23 protein-coding genes are annotated in these 24,880 nt (G+C 64.6%); 7 read left to right on the top strand and 16 right to left on the bottom strand.

Annotation, left to right across the window (positions count from 1 at the left end; genetic code table 11):
* Nucleotides 1-83 precede the first annotated feature (83 nt).
* Together KUW62_RS08275 and KUW62_RS08280 are read left to right on the top strand one after the other, a co-directional pair.
* Nucleotides 84-1,079 (top strand): GlxA family transcriptional regulator, encoded by a 996-nt coding sequence (locus KUW62_RS08275; RefSeq protein WP_224815016.1) that lies wholly within the window; start codon nt 84-86, stop codon nt 1,077-1,079.
* A complete protein-coding gene (locus KUW62_RS08280; RefSeq protein ID WP_224815017.1) occupies nt 1,079-2,146 on the top strand; it encodes a hypothetical protein in 1,068 nt (355 codons plus the stop codon). Before KUW62_RS08275 ends, KUW62_RS08280 begins: the two co-directional genes overlap by 1 nt.
* Here the strand turns inward: KUW62_RS08280 and KUW62_RS08285 are convergent.
* Together KUW62_RS08285 and KUW62_RS08290 are read right to left on the bottom strand one after the other, a co-directional pair.
* Nucleotides 2,143-2,415 carry a hypothetical protein gene (locus tag KUW62_RS08285; protein WP_224815018.1) on the bottom strand — a complete coding sequence of 91 codons (273 nt, stop codon included), beginning with the start codon at nt 2,413-2,415 and terminating at the stop codon, nt 2,143-2,145. The two genes, KUW62_RS08280 and KUW62_RS08285, sit on opposite strands and share 4 nt — an antisense overlap.
* Entirely contained in the window at nt 2,415-5,210 is a 2,796-nt protein-coding gene (locus KUW62_RS08290; protein ID WP_224815019.1) for a glutamine-synthetase adenylyltransferase, read from the bottom strand. The genes KUW62_RS08285 and KUW62_RS08290 overlap by 1 nt, the downstream gene beginning before the upstream one ends.
* 89 nt (nt 5,211-5,299) lie before the next feature.
* On the opposite strand from KUW62_RS08290, the gene KUW62_RS08295 reads away from it, so the two are divergent.
* The gene (locus KUW62_RS08295; protein ID WP_224815020.1) at nt 5,300-5,770 is read left to right on the top strand and encodes a YbaK/EbsC family protein; all 471 of its coding nucleotides are present in this window, start codon (nt 5,300-5,302) and stop codon (nt 5,768-5,770) included.
* Here the strand turns inward: KUW62_RS08295 and lpxB are convergent.
* The 14 genes from lpxB to pyrH form a co-directional block, all read right to left on the bottom strand.
* On the bottom strand, nt 5,760-6,926 hold the full coding sequence (gene lpxB, locus KUW62_RS08300) for a lipid-A-disaccharide synthase (RefSeq protein ID WP_224815021.1): 1,167 nt from the start codon (nt 6,924-6,926) through the stop codon (nt 5,760-5,762). The two genes, KUW62_RS08295 and lpxB, sit on opposite strands and share 11 nt — an antisense overlap.
* The gene (locus KUW62_RS08305; protein WP_224815022.1) at nt 6,923-7,705 is read right to left on the bottom strand and encodes an LpxI family protein; all 783 of its coding nucleotides are present in this window, start codon (nt 7,703-7,705) and stop codon (nt 6,923-6,925) included. Before KUW62_RS08305 ends, lpxB begins: the two co-directional genes overlap by 4 nt.
* Nucleotides 7,702-8,508, bottom strand: coding sequence for an acyl-ACP--UDP-N-acetylglucosamine O-acyltransferase (gene lpxA / locus KUW62_RS08310; protein ID WP_224815023.1), 807 nt, complete (start codon nt 8,506-8,508; stop codon nt 7,702-7,704). Before lpxA ends, KUW62_RS08305 begins: the two co-directional genes overlap by 4 nt.
* A 1-nt stretch (nt 8,509) precedes the next feature.
* Nucleotides 8,510-8,983 (bottom strand): 3-hydroxyacyl-ACP dehydratase FabZ, encoded by a 474-nt coding sequence (gene fabZ, locus KUW62_RS08315; protein ID WP_224815024.1) that lies wholly within the window; start codon nt 8,981-8,983, stop codon nt 8,510-8,512.
* Between the two features lie 74 nt (nt 8,984-9,057).
* Nucleotides 9,058-9,678 carry an OmpH family outer membrane protein gene (locus tag KUW62_RS08320; RefSeq protein ID WP_224815025.1) on the bottom strand — a complete coding sequence of 207 codons (621 nt, stop codon included), beginning with the start codon at nt 9,676-9,678 and terminating at the stop codon, nt 9,058-9,060.
* A 5-nt stretch (nt 9,679-9,683) separates the two neighbouring features.
* Nucleotides 9,684-12,008 carry an outer membrane protein assembly factor BamA gene (gene bamA, locus KUW62_RS08325; protein WP_224815026.1) on the bottom strand — a complete coding sequence of 775 codons (2,325 nt, stop codon included), beginning with the start codon at nt 12,006-12,008 and terminating at the stop codon, nt 9,684-9,686.
* Nucleotides 12,009-12,195: 187 nt separating this feature from the next.
* Nucleotides 12,196-12,333, bottom strand: coding sequence for a hypothetical protein (locus KUW62_RS08330; protein ID WP_224815027.1), 138 nt, complete (start codon nt 12,331-12,333; stop codon nt 12,196-12,198).
* A 140-nt stretch (nt 12,334-12,473) separates the two neighbouring features.
* Complete coding sequence (gene rseP / locus KUW62_RS08335) at nt 12,474-13,802, bottom strand: RIP metalloprotease RseP (RefSeq protein WP_224815028.1); 1,329 nt, start codon at nt 13,800-13,802, stop codon at nt 12,474-12,476.
* 15 nt (nt 13,803-13,817) lie between these two features.
* Complete coding sequence (gene dxr, locus KUW62_RS08340; RefSeq protein WP_224815029.1) at nt 13,818-15,005, bottom strand: 1-deoxy-D-xylulose-5-phosphate reductoisomerase; 1,188 nt, start codon at nt 15,003-15,005, stop codon at nt 13,818-13,820.
* The gene (locus KUW62_RS08345; RefSeq protein ID WP_224815030.1) at nt 15,002-15,832 is read right to left on the bottom strand and encodes a phosphatidate cytidylyltransferase; all 831 of its coding nucleotides are present in this window, start codon (nt 15,830-15,832) and stop codon (nt 15,002-15,004) included. The genes dxr and KUW62_RS08345 overlap by 4 nt, the downstream gene beginning before the upstream one ends.
* A gap of 8 nt (nt 15,833-15,840) precedes the next feature.
* Nucleotides 15,841-16,557 (bottom strand): polyprenyl diphosphate synthase, encoded by a 717-nt coding sequence (gene uppS / locus KUW62_RS08350; protein ID WP_224815031.1) that lies wholly within the window; start codon nt 16,555-16,557, stop codon nt 15,841-15,843.
* A 136-nt stretch (nt 16,558-16,693) separates the two neighbouring features.
* Nucleotides 16,694-17,248, bottom strand: coding sequence for a ribosome recycling factor (gene frr, locus KUW62_RS08355; RefSeq protein ID WP_224815032.1), 555 nt, complete (start codon nt 17,246-17,248; stop codon nt 16,694-16,696).
* A 252-nt stretch (nt 17,249-17,500) separates the two neighbouring features.
* Nucleotides 17,501-18,994 carry a calcium-binding protein gene (locus tag KUW62_RS08360; protein ID WP_224815033.1) on the bottom strand — a complete coding sequence of 498 codons (1,494 nt, stop codon included), beginning with the start codon at nt 18,992-18,994 and terminating at the stop codon, nt 17,501-17,503.
* A 75-nt stretch (nt 18,995-19,069) separates the two neighbouring features.
* A complete protein-coding gene (gene pyrH, locus KUW62_RS08365; RefSeq protein ID WP_224815034.1) occupies nt 19,070-19,792 on the bottom strand; it encodes a UMP kinase in 723 nt (240 codons plus the stop codon).
* A gap of 119 nt (nt 19,793-19,911) precedes the next feature.
* Here pyrH and miaA point away from each other — a divergent pair, with 119 nt between their 5' ends.
* The 4 genes from miaA (at nt 19,912) to KUW62_RS08385 (ending at nt 24,871) form a co-directional block, all read left to right on the top strand.
* Nucleotides 19,912-20,778 carry a tRNA (adenosine(37)-N6)-dimethylallyltransferase MiaA gene (miaA, locus tag KUW62_RS08370; protein WP_224815035.1) on the top strand — a complete coding sequence of 289 codons (867 nt, stop codon included), beginning with the start codon at nt 19,912-19,914 and terminating at the stop codon, nt 20,776-20,778.
* A 53-nt stretch (nt 20,779-20,831) separates the two neighbouring features.
* The gene (locus KUW62_RS08375) at nt 20,832-21,638 is read left to right on the top strand and encodes a helix-turn-helix transcriptional regulator (protein WP_224815036.1); all 807 of its coding nucleotides are present in this window, start codon (nt 20,832-20,834) and stop codon (nt 21,636-21,638) included.
* Nucleotides 21,639-21,918: 280 nt separating this feature from the next.
* Entirely contained in the window at nt 21,919-23,574 is a 1,656-nt protein-coding gene (locus KUW62_RS08380) for an ABC transporter substrate-binding protein (RefSeq protein ID WP_224815037.1), read from the top strand.
* Nucleotides 23,575-23,779: 205 nt separating this feature from the next.
* Complete coding sequence (locus KUW62_RS08385) at nt 23,780-24,871, top strand: ABC transporter permease (RefSeq protein WP_224815038.1); 1,092 nt, start codon at nt 23,780-23,782, stop codon at nt 24,869-24,871.
* The last annotated feature ends 9 nt before the right edge of the window (nt 24,872-24,880 follow it).

A 24,880-nucleotide genomic window follows, 5' to 3' on the forward strand; every position in this document is an offset into this window, starting at 1 on the left:
GGCGATAAATTGGTGCTTTCGGTGGAGCCGGGGCGAACAAGGCGCACAAGCAACGATGCGACCGTCCCCAAGGGAGACATCGGATGTCCAATGCACCGGCACGGACGCGCAATACTGACGGGCCGAAGCGGTTCGTCTTCGTGTTGCTGGACCAATTCACCATGCTTTGCCTTTCCTCCGCCGTCGAGGCGTTGCGGATCGCCAACCGTATGTCCGGCTCCGAGATCTATTCCTGGACCCTTGCCGGCGAAGGTGGCGAACACGCCCAAAGCTCCGCCGGGATCTGGTTCCGGCTCGACAGCGATCTGGAGGAATTCGACCGCGACGATACGATCCTCGTTTGCGGCGGCATCGACGTGGCCGGTGCCACGACCAAACGCATGCTCAGCTGGCTGCGCCGCGAGGCACGCAAGGGTCCGGTCATCGGCGGGCTGTGCACCGCGGGCTATACGCTGGCCAAGGCCGGTCTTCTGGACGGCAAGCGGGCCACGATCCACTGGGAAAACCAGGACAGCTTCACCGAGGAATTCGAAGAGGTCACGCTGACCAAATCGGTCTTCGTCGTGGACGGCAACCGGATTACAACTGCCGGGGGCACCGCCTCCATCGACCTGATGCTGAAGCTGATCGCCCAGGATCAGGGGGAGGATCTGGCCAACCTCGTGGCCGATCAGTTGATCTATTCCTCCATCCGCACCGATCAGGACACGCAGCGCCTGTCGATCCCCACCCGGATCGGCGTGCGCCACCCCAAGCTGGGGCAGGTCATCCGGATGATGGAGCAGAATATCGAGGAGCCGATCAGCCCCGCACAGCTTGCGCAGGATGTCGGCATGTCGACCCGGCAGTTGGAGCGGCTGTTCCGGCGCTACCTCAACCGCTCCCCCAAGCGGTATTACATGGAATTGCGTCTGGGTAAGGCGCGAAACCTGCTGATGCAGACGGATATGAGCGTCATCAACGTGGCGCTGGCCTGTGGCTTTGCCTCTCCCTCGCATTTTTCCAAATGCTACCGCGCCCATTACGACACCACACCGTACCGGGAACGCGGCACCCATGCGGCCCGCGAACGGGCGTGATGCGCCTTGCCGTGATCGGCGCGATTTGCGTGGCGCTGATCGTGGCCATCGTGGCGCTGGCCGGGGGGCCACGGCAATCGGTGACGGCGCTGCGCGATGCACGGGCGTTGGCCAACCTGCCGCAGGTCGAACTCGGCCCCATGCTGAGCGCCGACGAAGGCACGCCCGATCTTGTGGTGTTTCAAGACGGGGCGGACGGGTGGTTCGAGCTGGACATGGCCGCCCTGCCCGAAGGTTTGCGTATCGGGTTCTACGGCACACGCCTGATCGATGCGTTCACCGGCAACGCCCACGTGCCGCTTTATTGCACAGGCACGACACAGCGGCCGGGCAAGATCATCTGGGTGGTGCAAGATGCGCAGATCGTGGCGGATTACGCCTTCTGTTCGCCCCGACGCATGGACCTGGGGCCCCTTCGGCCCTTTGCCGTATCGGTTGAGTTGGTGAGGGAAGACTTGACGCGGGACGAGGTCGAGGACTTGGAGCTTGCGCTTGCCGACGACCCGCACCGCGCGCCTGTGGTGCTGCCGCAAGACATCTCCGACCTGACCCACCGGCGCATCGTCACCCTGCCGCATCTGTGGGTCGCCCCCCAGTCACGCGGTCGCCTCTACGATGTGGAGCAAGCGTTGCAAGACGCCATCGAGACCCATCTGGGGGAGGCCGAGGTGTCGTTCACCCGGCGGCCCCAGAGCAATCCGAACCTTGTCCTGACGCCCGAGGATGGGGGGCCGCAGGTCAACGGCATGGCCATCCAGGTCGGCGCGCGGTCCGGCGTGGTTCCGGGTATCTGGGCCGAGCCGATGGTGATCCGCGTCGCCTGTCGGCCCGAGGCCTGCGCGCGGCTCGATTCGCTGGACTTCACCCCCCTGATCGCGCCCGCGCGCGACATCGAGGCCTTGCACGCGGCGATGGCAGAAATTGTCTTGCGGGCGGCGGATGATCCGGGCCCGACGCCCGGCCTATACCCCACAATTGAGGCGTTGGAGGACGACCGGCTGGAGATTTCAGACCCGCAGCCCGTCACCTACCAGACCCGGTATATCGTCCGGCAGGGCGGGGATTAATCGCGCGCCACGCGGGCCGCGCGCCCGCCGCGCCGCTTGGGCATCGGGCTGGAGAGCAGCCCTTCTTCCAGAACCGCCTTCATGGGGTGATCCGCCGGATCGCCCGCGTGGCGCGCCAACAACGCGCGGATCGCGGGAAGGTGATCGGCTTGCCCGTGGCTCAACGCCCAATCCACGAAGATGGACCGACACTCCGCCGCAGTGATCCCGTCGATGCGGAACGCCTCCCGGATCAGGTTCTTGGGGTCGATCGGGTCCTTGTCGGCCATCAGGGATCACTCGCGGCATCGGGCATGATGTGGGCGATCCTAGTGGCAGCATCGGCGCGGGATGTGTCCAACTGCGTCACCAAAGCGTCCGCGTCCGTCATTTCCGTGAGCCGAACGAGGAAGGCACGCCCGCCCGCACCAAGCGTGTCGGCCCTGAGCGGTCCGGCGCTGAGAAGATGCGCGCCCTGTTGAAGGCGGCGAAACAGGGTGTGCGTGGCGCTCAACGCATCCGCGCTTTCCGTGTCGATCAGGCCCGCGCCACACGCCGCATGCAACTGCTCCGCCGGTCGACGGTCGGGCGCACCGGCGGCAAGGGCCAGCGCCTGGCTCAACAGCGCGATATCCTGCGTCCCGCCGGGGCCGTCCTTCACCGCCCAGGTTGAACCCGCGCGCCCCGCCTGCCCCAGCCGCGCGCGCATATCGGCGGCGTCTTGCAATATCGCGTCCCGCGCGCCCCTGCGGCCCGCGATCACGGCGCAGCGCACCGCCTCCACATCCGCCGCAAGGCCCGCATCGCCCGCCACGACCCGCGCACGGGTCAGCGCCATATGCTCCCACGTCCACGCCTCTTCACGCTGATACCGCTCGAACGCGCTCAAGGCCGTAGCGACCGGCCCCTGCCCGCCCGAGGGACGCAGGCGCATGTCGACGTCGTAAAGCTTGCCTTCCGCCGTCGGCGCGCTCAACGCCGTGATCAGCGCCTTGGTGGCCTTCGCGAACCAGCCGCGTGGGTCCAGCGGGCGGCGGCCTTCGGTCATCTCCACGCCCTGGGCATCGAAGATCACGATCAGGTCTAGGTCAGACAGGGCGGTCATTTCCGACGCGCCGAGGCTGCCCATGGCCAGCACGACGCCACCGCGTCCCGGCGCGGGCCCGTGGCGCCGCCCGATATCGGCACAGACAGACGGCCAAAGCCCGGCCACGACGGCTTGCGCCAGGTCGGAATACTGCGCCGCCGCTTCGCCCGCACCGATCAGGCCCCGCAGCATGTGAACCCCGATCCGGAAATGCCATTCCTTTTGCCAGATCCGCGCCGCGTCCAGCTGCGCCTCGTAATCCAGCGGGGCGAGCGTTTGGCCCAGATCCTCTGCCAGCCCGTCCGCGCCGGGCCATGGCGCGAAGAACTGCCCGTCAAGAACCGCGTCCAGAACCCCGGAATTGCGGCTGAGATAAGTCGCCAGCGCCGGGGCCGTGGTGCAGATATCCCCGATCAGGTCGATCAGGCTCGGGTTCGCCTCGAAGAGCGAAAACAACTGCACGCCCGCGGGCAGGCCCCGCAGGAAGCCGTCGAAATTCGACAAAGCCTCCTCGGGCTTGGCGGCCTGGGCCAGGCGCGCCAGAAGATCGGGCTTGAGGCGTTCAAAAATCTCCTGCCCGCGCGGTGACCGCAATGCCGGATATCCGGGCCAGCGTGCCACGACATCGCGGGCCGCATCGCTCAAATCCGGCGCGGCCTGCGCGCGGGTCTTGGTTGCGTAGAGATCGCCGGTGATTTTTGCGACCGCCGCCATCCGCTCCCGCAATTCCGCGCAATAGGCGACGGTGTCACCCTGCCCGCTCAACCGGGCCAGGCGATCGAAGCCCTCTGGTGATTTCGGCAAAGTGTGGGTCTGGGCATCGTCGATCATCTGCACCCGATGCTCCGCCTCTCGCAGGTGGGCGTAGTGATCGGCCAATTCGCCGGCCACATCGCGGGTGATCCAATCGGCTCGCGCGAGCGCCGCCAGCGCCTTGACGGTGCGCCGCTGGCGCAGGCCCGGATCGCGCCCACCGGCCACCAATTGCCGGGTCTGGGCGAAAAACTCGATTTCCCGAATGCCGCCTTTCCCCAGTTTCAGGTTACGCCCCTCAAGCGCGTCCCCGTGCAATCCCTTGTGGTCCTTGATCCGCTGGCGCATATCCATCGTCTCGGCCACGGTCGCAAAATCCAGGTGCCTGCGCCACACGAACGGCGTCAGCGTATCGAGGAACCGCGCGCCCGCCGCCACGTCGCCCGCCGCCGCACGCGCCTTGATATAGGCGGAGCGTTCCCAGGTCCGCCCCTCCGCCTCGTAATACCGTTCCGCCGCCGCCATGGAGATGCAGACCGGCGTCACGGACGGGTCCGGGCGCAGGCGCAGGTCGGTGCGGAACACATACCCCTCCCCCGTCACGTCGTTGAGGCTGGCGGCCATGGCGCGGGTCGCCTTGATGAAGCCTGCGCGCGCCTCCATCTCCTCCGCCGGGCCATCGAAGCGACTTTCGTCGAACAGGCAGATCAGGTCGATGTCTGAGGAATAGTTCAACTCCCCCGCGCCCATCTTGCCCATGGCGAGCGCCACCATCCCCGCCCCGTCGCGCAAGGCGTCTTCCTCGGTCTGGCCGGGGATCTTTCCGCGTTTCGCGATCTTGGCCACCTGGATCGCCAACGCCGCCGCCACGCAGGCATCGGCAAAATCGCTCCAGGCTTGGGTGACCGTGCCTAGCGCCCAGACCCCGCCCAAATCGCACAGGGCCACGATCAGGGCCGCACGTCGCTTCAGCTTTCGCAATCCGGTGTCGAGCGTGCTTGCGTCCAACGTGCCGGTTTCCGCGATCAGGGCGGCAATCACCTCCTCCGGTGTATCGTCAAGCGCGTGGGACAGCCAATGCCCTTCCTTCGCGATCAGTCCCGCCAGATAGGGTGATGACCCAGCCGTTCCTTCGATCAACTCCGCAATCTCCCCGGGTGGGCCATGGAGATGAGCCAACGCCTCCGCCCCCCTCTCGGGCACATGGGCGATGGGCGTGCGCGTGATGCGGGAGGCGAAGGTCATTGGCGGCGCGGATATCCTGTTACGGGCCGGGTCTTGTCGGCGCGTGCGATCCTTACGAGGGTCCGCCGGATTGGCAAGGGATCACGGACATGTCGAAGTCACTCAAACGGGTCAGGCGCGCGCTTGAGGAGGCCGGGATCGCGGCAGACGTGGTCGAGATGGCCGATGGCACCCGCACCGCAGCCGAGGCCGCACGGGCGGCGGGATGTGAGATCGACCAGATCGCAAAATCCATCATCTTCCGGGCGGAAACCTCCGGCGAGGCGGTGCTGTTCGTGACCGCAGGCAGCAATCAGGTGGATGCGACCAAGGCCGGCGACGTCGCGGGGGAGCCGCTTGGCAAGGCCGACGCCGCGCTGATCCGGGCGCAGACTGGTTTCGCCATCGGGGGCGTCGCGCCCATCGGGCATCTCAACCCGATCCGCGCCTGGTGGGACCCGCGCCTGTCGGAGTTCGCCACGGTCTACGCCGCCGCCGGAACGCCGCGCCACATTTTCCCCATTGCGCCCGACGTGCTGCAGCGGATGTGCGGGGCAATCGACGCGGATTTCACCGGCTGAGGACGCGCAGAACCGATTGCGCCGCCCGCAGGCCCGGCGGCGGACCGCCCCGGCCCAGACGGTCCATCGTCGTCTTCATCGCGGCCAGTTGATCCGCGCCGTCGCCCGCCAATATGCGGTCGAGCGTCTCGCGTATGGCATCCGGTCTGCACTTCTCCGCCAGGAATTCCGGCACGGCGCGGGTCTCCGACACCAGGTTCACCAAGGTCACGGTGTCGACCTGGATCGCGCGTTTGACGATGAACCGGGTCAGCCAGTTCATGTCATAGGCGATGACCATGGGCGTGGTGGCGGCGGCCAGTTCCAGCGACACGGTGCCGGATGCGGCCAGTGCCACGTCGGCCGCCGCGAACGCCGCGCGTTTCTTTGCGGCGAAGCTCGGGTCTGCATCTCCTTCGGGGGCCAAGATGATCGGGCGCGGCGACCAGCCCCGCGTCACCGCCTCCACCTCCGCCACCAGATGCGGCAGGGTCGGCAGGACCAGCCGCGCGTCGATGCCCGACAAAGCCGCCCCGAAGATCGGCGCAAGCCGCGTCACTTCCGACCGGCGAGATCCAGGGAGGACAAGCACCAGCTTCTCTGCCGCCCCGATACCGTTTTCGTCCCGAAACGCGGTCACGTCCGGCGCCGTGGCCACGGGCTCCGTCACGACCGGATGGCCCACGAAATCGCAACTCATCCCCGCCGCTTCCATATACGGCGGCTCGAACGGTAAAAGCGCCAGAACATGGTCCACCACGCGGGCCATCTTCGTCGCGCGCTTCGGGCGCCATGCCCAGACCGAGGGCGCGACGTAGTGGATTGTGATGGTCTCGGGCCGGGCCGCCTTCACGATCTTGGCCACCCGCAGGCAGAAATCTGGGCTGTCGATGGTGACAAGCGCCTCCGCCCCGCTGTCGAGGAAGGCCTGCGCCGTCTGCGCGATCCTCCGCTTGAGCGCGCGGTATTTCGGCAGCACCTCGGCGATCCCCATCACCGCGAGTTCGTCGTAGGGAAAGAGGGAGGCAAGCCCCTCCGCCGCCATGGCCGGGCCGCCGACGCCCGACGCCGTCACATCGGCCCCCGCCTCGCCCAATCCGCGCAGGAGCGCCGCACCCAGACGGTCGCCGGACGGCTCTCCGGCCACGAGGAAGAGCGTAACGGGTCGCGGCGTCACGGCCCCGCCCAGAGGTTCATGCCGGTTTGCAGACACGCCTCGGTCACGGCCGCGCGGTCGAGGATCAGAACCTCGCCCGTCGCAATCTCGATCCCCGAAAGGCCGGCGCGCGCCGCGGCGTGAATCGTGTCAGGCCCGATTGCGGGCATGTCCACGCGCAGATCCTGACCCAGCTTTGGGCGCTTGACGAAGATGCCACCGGATCCGGGCCGGGTGCGTCCCACGAATTCCAGCATCGCGTCCGTGCCCTGCAATGTCTCCACCCCCAAGACCTGCCCCTTGGCGACAATCGCGCCTTGCCCCACATCAAGCGGCCCCAATGCCTCCAGCACCGCGCGGCCGCGCGCGGCATCCTCTGACCCGACCTTTGCACCCGCAATCACACCGGCCTGCGCCACCAGATCGGGACGCACCTCATGGGCGGCGATGACCTTGAACCCCTGCCCCTCGATCACTTCGATGATGGCGCGCAACAGCGCGTCGTCGCCCTGCCCCATGGCCTGCATGAGCGTGGGCATCAGCTTGGCGGTGAACGGATCGAACGCCACCGGGTCCAGCGACGGGCGCGACATCGCACCGGCAAGGCAAACTTCCGAGACATGCTTGGCGCGCAGATCGTCGAATAGGCGGCCCAACGCCTCGAACCGGGCCTTGATCGGGGGGGCCTTGAACGGCGCCACCTGCACGCCGCGGAACTTCACGACATAGGCCGGCTCCGCCTGAAGCAGCAGGTTCGGCAAGACGCCGCTGCCCGCAAGGATCGCCCGCATCGTTGTCATTCCGGTGTCAGGTAGGATCGGTCGCTGTCACCGAGGACGAAGTCCACGATCTCGCGCACGTATTCGCTGTCGATTTCCTCGCTTTCGCCAAGGCGGCGGGCCCGTTCCTGGAAGCTCGCGCCTTCGCCTTGCTTGAGCGCCTGCAGCGCCGCGCGCAGGGCCGTGATGTCGGCCTTCGCCACGCCACGCCGCTTCAGCCCCACAAGGTTCAACCCGTCTAGTCGCCCGCGCGGCCCCTGGACAAGGCCGTAGGGGATCACGTCATTCGTCACCATCGTAACCGCGCCCACGATCACGCCGCGCCCGATGCGAACGAACTGATGCACGCCCGACAGCCCGCCGATGATCACGTCATCGCCCACTACGCAATGGCCCGCCAGTGCGGACGAATTCACCATGATGACACGGTCGCCCACGATGCAGTCATGGGCGACGTGGGAATTGGCCAGGAACAGCCCGTCATCGCCGACCCGCGTGACACCGCCGCCGCCTTCGGTGCCGGTGTTCATCGTCACGCCCTCGCGGATGCGGTTGCGCTTGCCCACGATCAGGCGTGTGCGTTCGCCGCCGAATTTCTTGTCTTGCGGGATCTCTCCGATATTGGCGAAGGGAAAGATCTCGCACCCCTCCCCGATCTCCGTCCAGCCGGTGACGATGGCGTGGGATTTCATCACCACGTCCGCCGCAAGCGACACCTCGGGTCCGACGACGCAGAACGGGCCGATCCGGCAGCCGGGGCCGATGCTGGCCCCGTCCTCGATCACCGCGCTTGGGTGGATCTGCGCGCTGGCGTCGATGGCCATGTCAGCCTGCCTCCGTGGGCAGGTCCATCATCGCGGTGAAGGCGCATTCGCAGGCGAGTTCCCCACCCACTTCCGCGCGCCCCTCGAACTTCCAGACCTTCGCACCAGGCTTACCGCGAGTGGCGGTCACATGCAGCTCCAACACATCGCCGGGCACCACCTTGCGGCGGAATTTGCAGGTGTCGATACCCATGAAATAGACGAGGAAATTCTTGTCGGCCAGATCGGCGGACACCCCCACCATGACCGCCGCGGTCTGGGCCATCGCCTCCACGATGGTGACGCCGGGCATGATCGGCACACCGGGGAAGTGGCCCTGAAAATGCGGCTCGTTGATGGTGACGTTCTTGATGCCCACGGCGGATTTGAACCCGTCGATATCCCGCACCTTGTCGATCATCAGGAACGGATAACGGTGGGGCAGGATCCGCTGGATCAGGTCGATATCGGCAGTGGTCTGGACGTCACCATGCATGGCAGGGCCCCTGGCTGTTTCATATTCGGTCGAACCGGGTTAGCAACTCCACCCCCGCGCGGCAAGGCGCGGTGTCAGTCCGGGTCGGGCGGGGCCTCATCCTGACCGGGAAGGGAGATCAGGGGCTCGTCACCGCCATTGCCAAGGGCCTCGTCGATGGCGGCGATGGCCGCGTCGGTCACATCCACTGAACCCGCCGACAAAAGGACCGACCGGCTGTCGAGCAGAACCGCCGCGCCCCGCGCCTGGACCAGGTCCAGAAGGACGGGCACGATCTCCTCGAAGAACCGTTGCTGCGCGGCGTCGAACTGGGATTGCAGGTTGCGCGCCTTGGCGTCCTGGGCCGCGCGAATGCCGCGCACACGCTCGTCGAATTCATCGGCCAGGGTGCGGAACGCGCTCGGCTCCATGGTGGGGCGCAATTCCGTCAGCTCCAGCTCTTCCTCGGTCAACTGCGCCTCGATCCGCCGGTTCTCGGCGGCCAGACTTGAGGACGCGGCTTCAAGCTCCGTCTGGATGCGCTGGCCGAATTGCGTCTGTTGCAGCACCCGATCCTGGTTGAGCACCAAGATACCTCCCGCAGGCGGTGCACCCAGACGCGGCAATTGCGCGTCCTGCGCCAGCGCGGGACCGGTCATGCAAAGCGCCGCCAACCCGAGGGCGGCGGCGCGAAGAAGGGCAAAGGGCCGGTGCATCACGCTCAGAAACGCGCCTCAACCGTGAAGTCGAACTGGCGGGTCCGGTCGTAATCCTCGACCTCGATCGGATGGGTGAAGTTGAACCGAAGCGGCCCGAGTGCGGTGTCCCAGAAGATCGACACACCCACGACGGAGCGGAGCGAGAAGCTGTCGTCTACCGTGGCGTGGCCGGCCGTGTCGTCTAACCCCCAGACGGAGCCGACATCGGCAAACACACCGCCCGAGATGCCATATTCCTCGGGCAGACCAAGCGGGAAGGCCGCCTCAAACCGCGCCACGGCGAAATAATTGCCGCCCAGGAAGTTCTCGTTATCCGCTCCAAGATCGCGTGGGCCCAAACCGCCGCTCTCAAAGCCCCGCATCTGCCGGGAATTGAGCGAAAACCGGTTTGCAAAGCGCGTACCATCATCGAGAGAATTGATCGCGCCCGCCTCAACCGTCGCACGCAAAGTCACTTCCTCACGAGCGACCCGGGTTTCCGCGATCCCTAGAAATTGTGTCCGAATAAACTCGGTATCACCGCCCACGCCTGCATATTCGCCTGTGAAGCTCAGTGCGATACCGGCATTGGGGTTCAGGCCCGTCGAGCGGTTGTCAAAGCTATAGGTGAAGCCAACTGCGGACGTGTCGGCCTCAAGAGGCTCGTTCAGCAGGATCAAGGAGTTGACAGTGCCCGTATTGTCGAGCGCGGACACTTCGTCATGGGCGAAGTTATAAAACAGCCGCAATCGTCCATTCTCGCTGATTGGGAAAGCCAAGCCGACGCCAGCTCCGTAGCGGACTGTGTCGAAATTGGTATTCCCCTGCTGCTGCGTCACGCCGTAATAGGCGTTCAGACCCAGGGCCAGGTCGCGGCGGAGGAATGCGGGCTCCTCGAAGGAGAAGTTGAGCGACTGCCCGTCCCCCACCGTGTTGAAGCTGATCGCCAGCGCCTGGCCCCGGCCAAGGAAGTTCTCTTCGGAGAAGTTCACGGCAAGGCCCGCGCCGGTATCGGTCGAATAGCTGGCCGAGAAGCCGAGCGAGCCGGTGGGCTGCTCTTCCACATCCACATCAACGATCACCTGCTCGGGCGAGGTGCCAGGGCGACCTTCGACCTGCACGTCGGCGAAGAAGCCGGTGGCACGGATGCGTTCGGCGGCGGCGCGGATCTGGCGGGCGTCGAGCGGATCGCCTTCCACCACGTCGAACTGGCGACGGATCACCCGGTCCAGCGTTGTCTGGTTGCCCTCGATGTCGATGCGCTCCACGAAGACGCGCTCGCCGCGGGAAATGACGAATTCGACGTTGATGATGAGGTTGGCATCGTCGCGGATCACGTTGGGCTCGATCCGCACGAAGCGCAGGCCCATGTCGGAGGCGAGATTCTCCATCCGGGTGATCTGGTTGTCGATGATCCGGGGGCTGTAACGGACCCCGGGGCGCACGCGGATCGCCTGCTGGAACATCGCAGCATCGGCACCGGGAAGCTCCGACCGGACCGACAGGTTCCCGATGCGATAGGATTGCCCCTCGCGGATGTTGAACGTGACGAAATATGCGCCGCGGTCGCGGCTCAATTCCGGCGTCACCGACAGGATCTCGAAATCAATGTAGCCGCGATCCTGGTAGAAATCCGTCAGCAGCTGACGGTCCAGCGCGATGCGGTCCTGGATGAAGGTGTCCGACCGGATGATCGCGCGGAACAGGCCCGCTTGCGTGCTTTCCAGAACCTGCCGCAGGCGACGGTCGGAATAATCACGGTTGCCCACGAAGGCGATGCGCTGCGTCTCTACGATCGACCCTTCGGAGACTTCGAAGACCAGGTCGACGCGATTGTCGGAGCGGCGGATGATCTGCGGTGTCGCGACCGCCGTAAGGCGCCCGGTCAGGCGATAGGCCTCCGCGATGGCGGCAGCGTCCCGTTCGGCGGTGATGGGCGAATAGACGCGGCGAGGCGTGGATTCGATGACGGCCAGAAGCTCCTCATCGTCCAGGCGGCGATTGCCTTCGATGGCGATGCGGTTGACCGTGGGATATTCGACCACGGTGATGACCAGCGTGTTTCCGCGTGGCGCGACCTCGACCGACTGGAACAGGCCCGAATTCTGCAAGCGTTGCAGCGCGTCGTTCACCTGCCCCGCGGACACCGCGGTTCCGGGCGAGATTCCGGCCACCTGAAGCACACCGGCATCGTTTGTCCGCTCGTTGCCCTGCACGTCGAAATTGGAAAAGCTGAATGTCTGCGCGGTGACGGGGACTGCCATGACGGCAAGCGACAGGACCAAAGCGACCGGAGCAGCCAGATGGCAAATGCGCTCGAACAGACGCGTAACCACAACACGGGCCATAGTATCCCACCCCTAGGATAAATTGCAGACCCGTTCTGGGTATCGTGCGGGATGGGGGTAGTCAAACCGATGTGGCGCATGGGTTGTGGCGTGGGCAAGGTTTATCACAACCTGTGGCGAATCCAGCACGGCGGCCGGATTGCTCCGCCGCCGTCTCACACGTCCAATTCGTTGATTTCAGCCGGGTTTAGAAGGGCTGCGTCAGGCTCAGAACCCAACCTGCAAGGGTCAGGGCCGCAACGATCAGAAGCGGCGTCAAAAAGCGGTCGGTGTTCAGCATCACAAGCTGGGTCACGCCGCGGTAGCTGTCTGCAAGAATACGCATCGGGTCACGTCCAAGGATTTGTCTTTCCGTTGTTCCCAATGTCGCGTCCAAATGTGACGACACTGTGGTCGGGGGATGGAGTTTTAACGCCTACCGCCCCGGAATGCGCCGCATATGACTGCGACGCTACAGGCCCGGCATCAGGGGCAGAACAGATCATTGGTCAGGGCAAACAGCATCAGCGACAGCAGCAGCGTCAGGCCGATCGTCATGAACACCCGCAGCACCTTGTCCGAGGGCGGTTTGCCCGTGACCGCCTCGTAGGCGTGGAAAATCAGGTGTCCACCGTCCAGCACCGGGATCGGGAACAGGTTCAGCAAGCCCACGGCGGTCGAGAGGACCGCGATGAACCAGATGAAGTTATCAAGACCTTGGCTGGCCGCCGCACCCGAGGTCTCCGCAATGCCGATGGGGCCTTGCAGGTTACAGGTCGAAATGGCGCCGGTGATGATGTGCCACAGGCCGGACAGGGAGGATTCGATGATGAACCCGGTCTGGCTGAACCCGTAGGAAATCGCGTCCCATGGGCTGACGGACACGATTTCCGGCTCGAAGATCAGGCCGCCGGTGATGCCGATCAAGTAGCGCGTCTCGAACCCGTCCTCGGTCGGCAGGTCGGTGGATCGCGGGCTGAGCGCCAGGTCGAGCATCTCACCCGCGCGCCAGACCGTCAGTTGCAATTCGTCCCCCTGGGAGGCGTCGACCGCCTCCCGCAACTGGCTGAACGCGAAGATGCGTTCGCCGTCCACGGACATGATGACATCGCCCTCCTCGATGCCCGCCGCGATGGCCGCCGATTGCGGCGCAACGGAGCGGACGATGGGCAGAAGCGGGAATGCGGCCTCCACCCGTTGCGGGGTGTCATCCCGGACGACGTCGTAGATCAGCGTCTCCGCCGGGGTGAGGTTGCGACCAAGCTCATAGACATCCGACAGGGTCTCCACCGGCTCATCTGCGATCGCCGTGATCAGGTCGCCGGGCTCCAGCGTGATGATCTCCTCGGGTACCGGCACCAGGGCGCCCACCCGCGCCTCCTCCGCCGCGCGCCCGCCCAGAAGGACGATGCCGCCGAAAATCAGGATCGACAGGATGAAGTTGAAGATCGGACCCGCGGCCACCGTCGCGGCCCGGGCCCAAAGCGGTGCGCCGGGCATGGAGCGTCGCCGTTCCGCCGGATCAAGGGCGTCTATGACCGCCCCGTCCGCCCCGGCAGAGGCCGCGTTGGCGTCGCCCAGGAATTTCACGTAGCCGCCGAAGGGCAAGGCCGCCAATTGCCAGCGCGTCCCGCGTTTGTCCACGCGGCTGAACAGAACGGGGCCGAACCCGATGGAGAAGACCTCCGCATGGATGCCGGACCAGCGCCCGACGATGTAATGGCCGTATTCGTGGATCGCCACGATGATCGACAAGGCTGCGATGAAGGCCAGAAGCGTGAAGCCGAAGCTTCCGAAGCCGGGGAGGAAATCCATATGCGCGTGCCCTTTTCAGGTTCGGGTCTCGTGATGCTCGATTGCGGCCCAGGCCGTGTCCCGTGCAATCTGGTCCGTTTGCAGGACCTCCTCAAGGGTAGCTGGGGCATTTGAAAGGCTGATCTTTGACGACATAGCGTCAAGGGTCGCCTCGACGATGGCGCTCATGTCCATGAAGCCGATCCGACGGGCCAGAAACCCGTCCAGCGCGGTTTCCTTGGCCGCGTTGAAAATCGCGCCCGCCGCCCCGCCCGTCTCCATCACCTGCCGTGCGAGCCCCAGCGCGGGATAGCGGATGTCGCACGGCGCGTGGAACTCCAGTGTCGCGATCTGCGCAAGGTCAAGCCGCGCCACGGGGATATGGCCCCGGTCCGGGTGGTACAGCGCATAGCCGATGGCATGGCGCATGTCGGGCGGGCCCAGATGCGCCATCAGCGCCCCGTCGCAGAACCCCACGAGCGCATGAACGATGCTTTGGGGGTGGATCACCGTTTCAATCCTGTCCGGCGCGATCCCGAAGAATTCCTTCGTCTCGATCAGTTCCATCGCCTTGTTGAACATCGACGCGGAATCGATGGTGATGCGCTGGCCCATGTCCCAATTGGGATGCGCGCCGGCATCTTCGGGTGTGGCGTTGGCCAGCGCCTCCACCGGCCAATCGCGCAGGCCACCGCCCGAGGCGGTGATGATGATCCGCTCCACCGCCGCGATGTCTTCGCCGACAAGGCCCTGGAAGACGGCGGAATGCTCGGAGTCCACGGGCAGGATGTCCGCCCCGTTCGCCGTGGCCTCAGCCAGCAGAAGCGGACCGGCGGTCACGAGGCTTTCCTTGTTGGCCAGCGCGAGGGTCGTGCCATGGCGCAGCGCGCGGAAACCGGGGGCCAGCCCCGCCGCCCCGACAATCGCCGACATGATCCAGTCGGCCGGGCGATCCGCCGCCTCCAGAAGCGCGGCCTCCCCCGCCGCGGCCTCCACCCCGGACCCGGCCAGCGCGTCGCGCAGATCGGGCAACAGCGCCTCCTCCGCCGTCACCGCGACCTGCGCGCCCAATCGCTTCGCATCGTCGGCCAATAGCTTGATATTGCTGGCCCCGGTCAGGGCCACGACGTCGTAGGCATCCGCGTCCCGCGCGACCAGGTCTATGGTGTTCTGCCCGATGGACCCGGTCGCGCCAAAGATCGAGATCCGGCGCGCCCCGCTCACAACGACACCGTAAACCCGGCCAGCACGAAGGCCAGCCCGGCAACGAGGAATCCGCCCAACATCCCGTCGAAGCGATCCAGCGCCCCGCCATGGCCGGGGATGATCTTGGAGCTGTCCTTGACCCCCGCCCTGCGCTTGAGCGCGGATTCCGCGATATCGGCCATTTGCGCGGCGAAGGCCACGGCCACAAGGAAGATCACGGCCACGATCATCGTCGGGAACGGATCATCGGCGCGGATGCTGACGACCACAGCGATCAGCGCCGCCATGACCCATCCCGACGCGGTGCCCGACCACGTCTTGTTGGGGCTGAGGCTCGGCCAGAATTTCGGCCCGCCGATGAGCTTGCCGAAGAAATACCCCGCCACATCGGTGGAAATGACAACCGCCACGACAAGCCACATCGCCAATGGGGCCGATTGGTGCAGATAGAAGAACAGGAACGTCGCCAGCGGGATCATCGCGCCGAAAAGCGTCTCCAACCGGCTCTTGCGGACCGGGATCATCACCGCGATCATCGTCACGACCAGCACGCCCACCGCGACCGGCGACAGGGCCAGAACCTCCGCCCCCACGGTCAGGCGATCCTCGAGGATCAGGGCGATGGCCAATAGGATCGACGTGATGATCGTGGCCCCCATCGCATAGGGTTCCGTCAGGCGAATGATCAGGCGGAAGTATTCCCACAGCATCACCGCGCCGAAGATCGACAGGAGCACGGCCAGCACCAGCCCGCCAAGCCACAGGCCCAATCCCGCAACACTCAGCAGCACGAACGCCGAGGCGATGCGCGGCAGCAGGTCCGCGAATTTCGGGCCGCCTGCCATCGCGCGCCTCAGACCGTGACGGCGCCGAACCGGCGTTCCCGTGTCCCGAACCGCCCCACGACCTCCGCAAAGATGTCCTTGGTGAAATCGGGCCACAGCGTGTCGATGAACTCATATTCCGCATAGGCCGATTGCCACAGCAGGAAGTTGGAAATCCGCGCCTCCCCGCTGGTGCGGATCACCAGGTCGGGATCGGGCAGCACGTGGGTGTCGAGGTATTTCGGAAAGGTCTCGTCGCAGATCGACTTCGGGTCGAGCTTGCCCATGGACACGTCATAGGCCAGGCGCTTGGCGGCACGTGCCACCTCGTCCCGGCCACCGTAATTCAGCGCAATGGTAAGATGCACCTTGTCATTGTCCGCCGTCAGAAGCTCCAGCCCGTCCATCAGGTCGACCAATGCCGGTTCCAGCCGCACGCGATCCCCGATGAAGCGGACGCGCACGCCCTCTTCCAACAGGCTCGCGGCCTCGCGTCGGATATAGCGTTTGAACAACTTCATCAGCCCCGCCACTTCCGTCTGGGTGCGTTTCCAGTTCTCGGTCGAAAAGGCAAAGATCGTCAGGTACTTGACCCCCAGATCCGGACAGGCGCGCACGACCTCCTGCACCCGCCGTGCGCCCGCATGGTGGCCCATCAGGCGCGGGCGATGGCGCATCTGCGCCCACCGTCCGTTGCCGTCCATGATGATGGCCACGTGGTTGGGGGAGTTTTCGGTGTCGGGCATGGGGCGTCCTTTCGGGGGCGTCCGTCTTGGTCCTGGGCGGGTGGTCGGCGTCGTTGGGCTCAGATGGGCGCTTGCCCCTCGAAAGTCCACTCTCGCCACGGCCACGCGGGCCGGGCCAGCCGATCGCGACCGGCTCTCAGACCTGCATGATCTCTTCTTGCTTGGTGTCCAGCGATGTGTCCACGCGCTTGATGAACGTATCGGTCAGTTCCTGCACCGCGCCTTCCCAAAATTTCGCATCGTCTTCCGAGATATCGGCCTTCTTGATCCGGTCCATCCCGTCGCGGCGCACGTTGCGGATCGCGACGCGGGCATTCTCCGCATAGGTCCCGGCGACCTTGGTCAGCTCGCGACGGCGTTCCTCGTTCAGTTCCGGGATCGGCAGCATGATGATCGTGCCGTTGAGCTGCGGGTTGATGCCGAGCCCGCTTTCACGGATCGCCTTCTCCACCTTGCCCACAAGACCCTTGTCCCAGACATTGACCGTCACCATCCGTGGCTCGGGCACATTGACAGTGCCCACCTGGTTGATCGGCGTGAGCGCACCGTAGGCGTCAACCATCACCGGCTCCAGCATGGAAGCACTGGCCCGCCCCGTCCGAAGGGAGGCGAATTCGGTGCGAAGCGATGCAATCGCCCCCTCCATCCGCCGCTCCAGATCGTCGGTGTCGAGCATGAATTCGTCTGACATTAGGTGAAGCCTGTTTTTGTTTGCGCGTTTCGTCGCTTGTAACCCGTGCAGGCGCGCATCGGCAACACCTCTACGCGATAGGCGCCTTGAAAGGCCCCGCGCTATGCTGCTTGTGCGATTTGACCGCTACGAGACTTTCGTCGGCAAAGCGTGATACTCGTTCAGGGTTCCCTTCAGCCAACCTGTGATCCTCAGGTGACCAATCCCGCGATTGTCCCTGAGGCGGGGGTTGATCCGACACATGTGTCGAAGTCAGAAGATGAAATCATCGAACGTCAGCAACGAAAGATCGGTGTCTTGCAGCGTCACCAACGGCGTCCGATCGGACACGTCGCGCGCCGGCATTCCATTCCAGAACACAACGTCATCGCCCACCTGGCTGGCCCAAATGAAAACGTACGCCAAGTCCTCTGGGACGTGGCACACTTGCCGCGGGTCGTACCCTGCGCCGAAGAACATGGATAGAATCTCTCCATTCCCGACGAACCCGCTTAAGTCCAGCTTGTCCGCCCCTGCTTCGAAATCAGTAACGACATTGTCCGCTTCGCCAGTGAGAAAAACGAAGTGATCCGAACCCTCTGCGCCGGTCAGAACATTGGCTCCTGTACCACCCATCAATACGTCGTCGCCCGCACCGCCAAGCAGAACATCGTCACCTTTGCCGCCTATCAACGTGTCGGCGCCTCCACGTCCATCAATCGTGTCGTTGCCATCAAACCCGTCAAGCGTGTTTCCGATTGAACTGCCGAACAATTGATCGTTTCCACTGCCGGTCGTGGCATTCTCTATGCTGTGAAGCTCGGCGTCCGTCCGTATGAATTGAAAGGCCGATCCCGCCTCAAGGTCGATCGTGCTGGGTGCGGTGGAAAGCCACCATAACACAACGGTATCGCTGCCTTCACCGCCGTAGACAGTGTCATTACCCTGGATCTGAAACTCGTCATCCCCAGCATATCCGAAAAGCAGATCTGCAGACCCATCCTGACCAGATATGACATCATTCATGTCGCCGCCATGAATGGTGTCGGACCCCTGCCCGCCAAACAGAAAGTTCTCCTGACCGTTGGCCCCGATGATCAGGTCCATCGAACCACCACCGTTGACAATCTCAAAACCCGATATGGTGTGACGAACGCCCATCGTGTCGATGAAGTACCCCTCTTGGAGGTTCACGGTATTCAGGCCACCGCGATAGTCGCAGACGAGGTTGTCCCGTCCTTCACCGCCATGGATCGTCATTGGTTCGAATTCGTGGAAATTCACATGTACGTAGCGGTCGTTGCCGCCACCCAGATCGACGTAGGTGACGTTGTAATATTGGTTGTTCTCAAACAACTCATCATCGTCACCGCCCTGTACCGCTACAAGCGTCGGAATGAGTGCTTCCCACATCGGGGTCCAGATGCCGTTGTCCCAGTCCGTCACCAGGTCTTGGAAAAGAAGACCATCATAATCGAAATCCAAAAGAGCGCCGGCATAGAATTCGTAGTCGCGGACATAGAAATCCAGCCGGTCCACCGTCCCGCTTACGATGCGACCGTCAACGACACTTAACCCCTCGCCAGAAAGGACGACGGTGGACCGGACCGCGAGCGGATCGTTCGCTGTCTCGGGCGTCAGAATCTGAATTTCCACGTCGTCACCAACTTGCGTTACCTCGATAACGCTTTCGGGCGAGGTCGAACGCATGTGTCGACCTACGAAATAAAAGAGGTCGTAGAGCGCATAAGGATCAAGCGTGGCCATGAAACCCCAAGCAGATTTTACCCGTTACGATATGGCGCACAGATGAAATGATCGCATATCTCGAAAAAAGTTAACCTAATCCACCACCTTCGTAAACGTCCCCTCGCCCGCAAGGATCGACCGGAACCCGCCCGGCGCGTCGAGGGAGAAGACGATGATCGGCAGATCGTTTTCCCGCGCCAGTGCAATGGCCGAAGCGTCCATGACCCCCAGATGCTGCGCCAGGACCTCGTCATAGGTAACGGTCTCGTACCGCTTGGCATCCGCGTGCTTGGCCGGGTCCTTGTCGTAGACGCCGTCGACCTTGGTGCCCTTGAAGATCGCCTCGCAATCCATCTCCGACGCGCGCAGGGTGGCGGCTGTGTCGGTGGTGAAATAGGGGTTGCCGGTGCCCGCCGCGAAGATGCAGACGCGCTTCTTCTCCAGATGCCGGATGGCGCGGCGGCGGATATAGGGCTCCGCCACCTCGTTCATCGTGATCGCGGAAATCACCCGAGTGAAGACGCCCAGGCTTTCCAGTGCGCCCTGCATGGCAAGCGCATTCATCACCGTCGCCAGCATCCCCATGTAATCCGCCGTCGTCCGTTCCATCCCCTGGGCGCTGCCTTGCAACCCCCGGAAAATGTTGCCGCCCCCGATCACGAGGCAGATTTCGACGCCGAGGTCATGGACCGACTGGATCTCCTTCGCGATGCGCTCGACGGTGGGCGGATGCAGGCCGAACCCCTGGTCGCCCATCAGCGCCTCCCCCGAGATTTTTAGCATGACACGGGAGTAGCGGGCGGCATCATTGGACATGACGGGAGTTCCTTGTTTGCTCTTGCCGCGCACAATGGTCTAAATGCCGTCTCGGTTCAACGCCTGACCTTCGGGTCATTTCCCCTTCATGTGATGCATGAACAAGATACTGCAACCCATTGTTTGATATAGATTCCATTCCTGAACCTGGCCCTGTGTTGATCGCGGGGCCGACGGCATCCGGCAAAACCGCCCTGGCCATCGCGATCGCGCGGGCGCAGGGCCGCCCCGTGGTCAATGCCGATGCGCTTCAGGTCTACGATGGCTGGCACGTGTTGACCGCGCGGCCCTCGCCGGAGGAAGCGCGCGCTGCACCCCACCACCTCTTCGGTCACGTGCCGTTCACCGAGGATTACAGCGTCGGGCAATGGCTGCGTGACGTCACCCCCCACCTCTCCGACCGCCCGGTGATTGTCGGCGGCACGGGGCTCTACTTTCGCGCCCTGACGGAAGGGTTGGCCGACATCCCGGCCACGCCCGCCGCCATCCGGGCGGAGGCCGACACCCTGCCCACCGACGTTCTTCTGGCCACGCTCGACGCCCAGGACCCGGACCTTGCCCGCCGCATCGACCGTCAGAACCGCGCCCGCATCCAGCGCGGGTGGGAGGTTCTGCGCACCACCGGGCGGCCGCTGTCGCAATGGCAGCGGGATACGCCGCCGCCCCTCGTGCCCCTACGAAACGCGACACCGCTGGTGCTGGAGGCCGAAAAGGATTGGCTCACCGACCGGATCACCCGCCGCTTCGACCGGATGCTGGAAGCCGGCGCGCTGGAGGAGGCGCGCGCGAACCTGCCGCGATGGGACCGTGCGGGGGGCGCGCGCAAGGCCATCGGTGCGCCGGAACTGATCGCGCATCTGCAAGGCAAGATCACCCTCGATCAGGCGCGGGAGGCCGCGATCATCGCCAGCCGCCAATACGCCAAGCGTCAGCGGACCTGGTTCCGCTCCAACATGGGCGCCTGGACCCGCATCCCCTGCCCCTGACCCGTCCCCTCATGCCCCCTTGCGCCTGACCGCGCCGCGGTTACGCTGGCGCCATGTTTGAAACCGCCCGCCGTCCGCTTGTCCATTCCGTCGCCTCCCTGGGCAAGTTGCGGATGCAGGGCGCGTGGCGGATCGAGATGCTGCACGGCTCGCCGCGCAACCGCCTGTACTGGATCACGCGCGGACAGGGCCGGGTGACGGTGAATTGCGTCACGCGCGGATACGGGCCCAACACGGCCGTCTTCGTCCCCGCCCGGGTTCCCATGGCGCTGGAGCTTGCGGCCCAGACCCAGGGCCTTGAACTCGCCCTGCCCAACGACCGATCCCTCGACCTGCCGGATCAGCCGTTTCACCTGCGCGTGTCGAACATCGAAAGCCAGGCCGCGCTGACTTCCCATATCGAGAAGATCGAGACGGAGATCGCGGCCCGCGCCCCGGCCATGGACCGCGCGCTCACCGCCTATTCCCTGCTCGTCTCCGCGTGGATGTCGCGCGAATTGCTGCGCCAGGAAGGACAGACGGGGCGGGAGCGGAACCACCGGCTTGCAGAATTGTTCGCCGAGCGCATGGAGGCGACGTTCCGTTCGGGCCGTCCCATCGCCGATTACGCCCGCGAATTGCAGGTCACGCCCACTCATCTCAGCCGCGTGTGCCGGGATGCCGCCGGGCGTCCCGCCCATGCCCTGCTCAGCGAACGGGTCATGCACGAGGCGCGGCGGCTGCTGCGTGACACCGACCTTCCCGCCCGCGAAGTGGCGGAGCAACTGGGCTTTTCGTCGGCTGCATATTTCACCCGCGCCTTTTCCAGCGCCACCGGCCAGACCCCCGGCGCGTTCCGCAAACCGCGGCTGCGGGCCTGACATGGGTTCACGCTTTAAGCCGCGCGCGACGAGTCGGCACAGCCGGATCGGGGACCGCCATCCTATACACCTGTATACCGATCCGCTTGCACTCCGCGCGTTTGTCGGTTCTGTTCAGTCACAATGTCGCAAACAGACCATCAGCAGGCGCAACTAATCATTGACGCAAGTGTCCAATCGGGGCGCTAATGCGTGCAGTGGTTCACGGACCGTTCGCGAAAACGCCGGGCTGATAGAACGACAGAAAAACGAAAAAAGCGTCACAGGGAGACGACCCAAAATGAAAGACTTCACCCAAATCGATCGGGCCAAGGGCCTGACGACCCATCCGGTGGCGGAGATGTATGCGCGTGAGCATAAATCCGGCCAGCTGGATCGCCGCGAATTCCTCGTCCGCTCCACGGCCCTCGGCCTGTCGGCGGCAGCGGCCTATTCGCTCATCGGCGCCTCGCCCGCCCTGGCCGACGGACACCGCGCCGTCCCCGCCGCCGGCGGCACCCTGCGCATCCAGCAGGAGGTCCGCGCCCTCAAGGATCCGCGCACCTATGACTGGTCCCAGATGGCCAATGTCAGCCGCGGGTTCCTGGAATACCTGATCCAGTATAACGAGGACGGCTCGTTCGAAGGCGTGCTCCTCGACAGCTGGGAAGCCAATGACGACGCCACCGTCTATACGCTGAACCTGCGCCAAGGCGTGATGTGGAACAACGGCGATGCCTTCACCGCCGAAGACGTGGTCGCCAACTTCATCGGTTGGTGCGACAGCACGGTGGAAGGCAATTCCATGGCCACCCGCATGGGCGGCCTGGTCGATCCCGACACCGGCGTGGCGCGCGAAGGCGCGATCGAAATGGTCGATGAACACACCGTGCGCGTCACCTACCCCGCGCCCGACATCACCCTTGTCCCCGGCATCGCGGATTATCCGTCCGCCGTGCAGCACCGCGACCTGATCGGAACCAACCCCGCCGACCACAACGTGGGCACCGGCGCGTATGAGATCGCGGAATACGAAGTGGGCGTTCAGGCCCGCCTCGTGCGCAAGGAAGGCCACGAATACTGGGGCGAGACCTATCTCGACGAGATCGTGTTCGTCGACCTGGGCCAGGATCCCGCCGCGTGGTTCGCCGGTGCGGAAGCCGATGAATTCGACATGACGTATGAAACCGTCGGCGAATTCGTAGACCTCTTCGCCGCGATCGGTTGGGAGCAGTCCGAAGTGACGACCGCCGCAACCGTGGTGATCCGTCCCAACCAGAACAATGCGCCCTATGACGACGTTCGCGTCCGCCGGGCCATTGCGATGGCATGTGACAACCAGGTCTGCCTCGATCTGGGCATCAACGGCCAGGGCGTGACCGCGCAGAACCACCATGTCTGCCCGATCCACCCGGAATATGCCGATGTGCCGGCCCTTGCCTTCGATCCGGCGGCCGCCCAAGCCCTGCTGGAGGAATCCGGCAATGCCGATTTCGAGTTCGAACTGATCTCGATCGACGATGATTACCGCAAGAACACGACCGATGCCGTGGCCGCACAGCTGCGCGATGCCGGGTTCAACGTCACGCGGACGATCATCCCCGGCTCCACCTTCTGGAACGACTGGGCGAACTATCCCTTCTCGTCCACGAACTGGAACCACCGGGAGCTTGGGGTTCAGGTCCTGAACCTCGCCTATCGCTCCGGTGTGCCGTGGAACGAGAGCGGCTTTGCCAACGAAGAGTTCGACAGCCTCCTTGATCAGGCCAACGGCATCCAGGACGCCGATGCGCGCCGGGAAGTCATGGCCCAGATCGAACAGATCATGGTCGACGAGGGCGTCACGATCCAGCCCTACTGGCGCTCGCTCTTCCGGCACTACCGCTCGGGCGTTGTGAATGCGGGCATGCATCCCAAGTTCGAGATCAACGTCCACTATCTCGGCTTCGACGCGTAAGCCACATCAACCGAACCGGCGCTCCGATCCACGGGGCGCCGGTTTTCATGTGCGCCGGCGACAACGACCGCTCACCACCGAAGCCCGCGCTTCGATCGAACCGCCCCGCAGCGTCCACAGCCGACAGGCCTGCGAGAGACAGAGGGGCGGACGGTCCATCAAGGTTCCGTGCACCGCGCGGCGCCCAGACACAGGGGACTAAATCATGGGAGCCTTCATCCTACGCCGAACAGGCGTGATGATCCTGACCGCACTTTGCCTGACATTCGTGGTGTTCTTCCTCACGAACCTCTTCCCGAACCTCGAAAAGCTCGCCAAGACGCAGGGCAACGCGCGGATGACGGATGCCGAAGTGGTCAGCTGGCTGGACCGCAACGGCTATGGCGGCCCCCTGATCGTGCGCTACGGCGAGTGGTTGGGCGTGGTGCCCGGCTGGACCCGGGAGGATGAAGCGACCGGAGAGGTCACCGGCCGCTGCATTGATTTCGGCATGGACCCCGCCGATGCCCCCACCTTCTGCGGTCTCCTGCAAGGCGATCTGGGCTTTTCCACCGTCTCCGATGACGAGGTCGGTAATATCATCGGCGGACGGCTCGTGCTGACCGGCAAGCTGATGTTCTGGGCGTTCCTGCTGATGGTGCCCTCCGCTCTTCTGGTCGGTGTGCTGGCCGGGATGCGCGAAGGCTCGCGCCTCGACCGGACGTTATCGACCTTCTCCATCGCGTCCACCGCGACACCCGAATACGTCTCGGGCGTGATCTTCATCGTCCTTCTCGCCTCCTCCACCGCCGGATTGTCCCCGATCCTCGCGGAATGGGGATGGATCGACGGGCGCACGCTGTTCCTGGGCTCCGCCCGCTCGGCGATGGAAGACGGCATCACGTTCTGGAACTTCGCCCTGCCCGTGACCACCATCGCGCTTTACGGCATGGGGTATATCGCGCGCATGACCCGCGCCTCCATGGCCGAGGTGATGACCGCCCAATACATCCGCACCGCGCGGCTCAAGGGCGTCAGCTTCCGCAAGATCGTCCTCAAACACGCGCTCCGCAACGCCCTGATCGCGCCCTTCACCGTCATCATGCTGCAATTTCCGTGGCTTCTGACCGGCGTGGTGATCGTGGAGACGCTGTTCAACTACAACGGCTTCGGCTGGACCATGGTGCAGGCCGCTTCCAACAACGATATCGAGCTGCTCCTGGCCTGCTCCATCGTCGCGGTCTTCGTGGTCCTCGTGACGCAGCTGATCTCGGATATCGGCTACGTCTTCCTCAACCCCCGCATCCGGATTTCGTAAGGAGTATAT

Source organism: Hasllibacter sp. MH4015, from assembly GCF_020177575.1.
Lineage (GTDB): Bacteria > Pseudomonadota > Alphaproteobacteria > Rhodobacterales > Rhodobacteraceae > Gymnodinialimonas.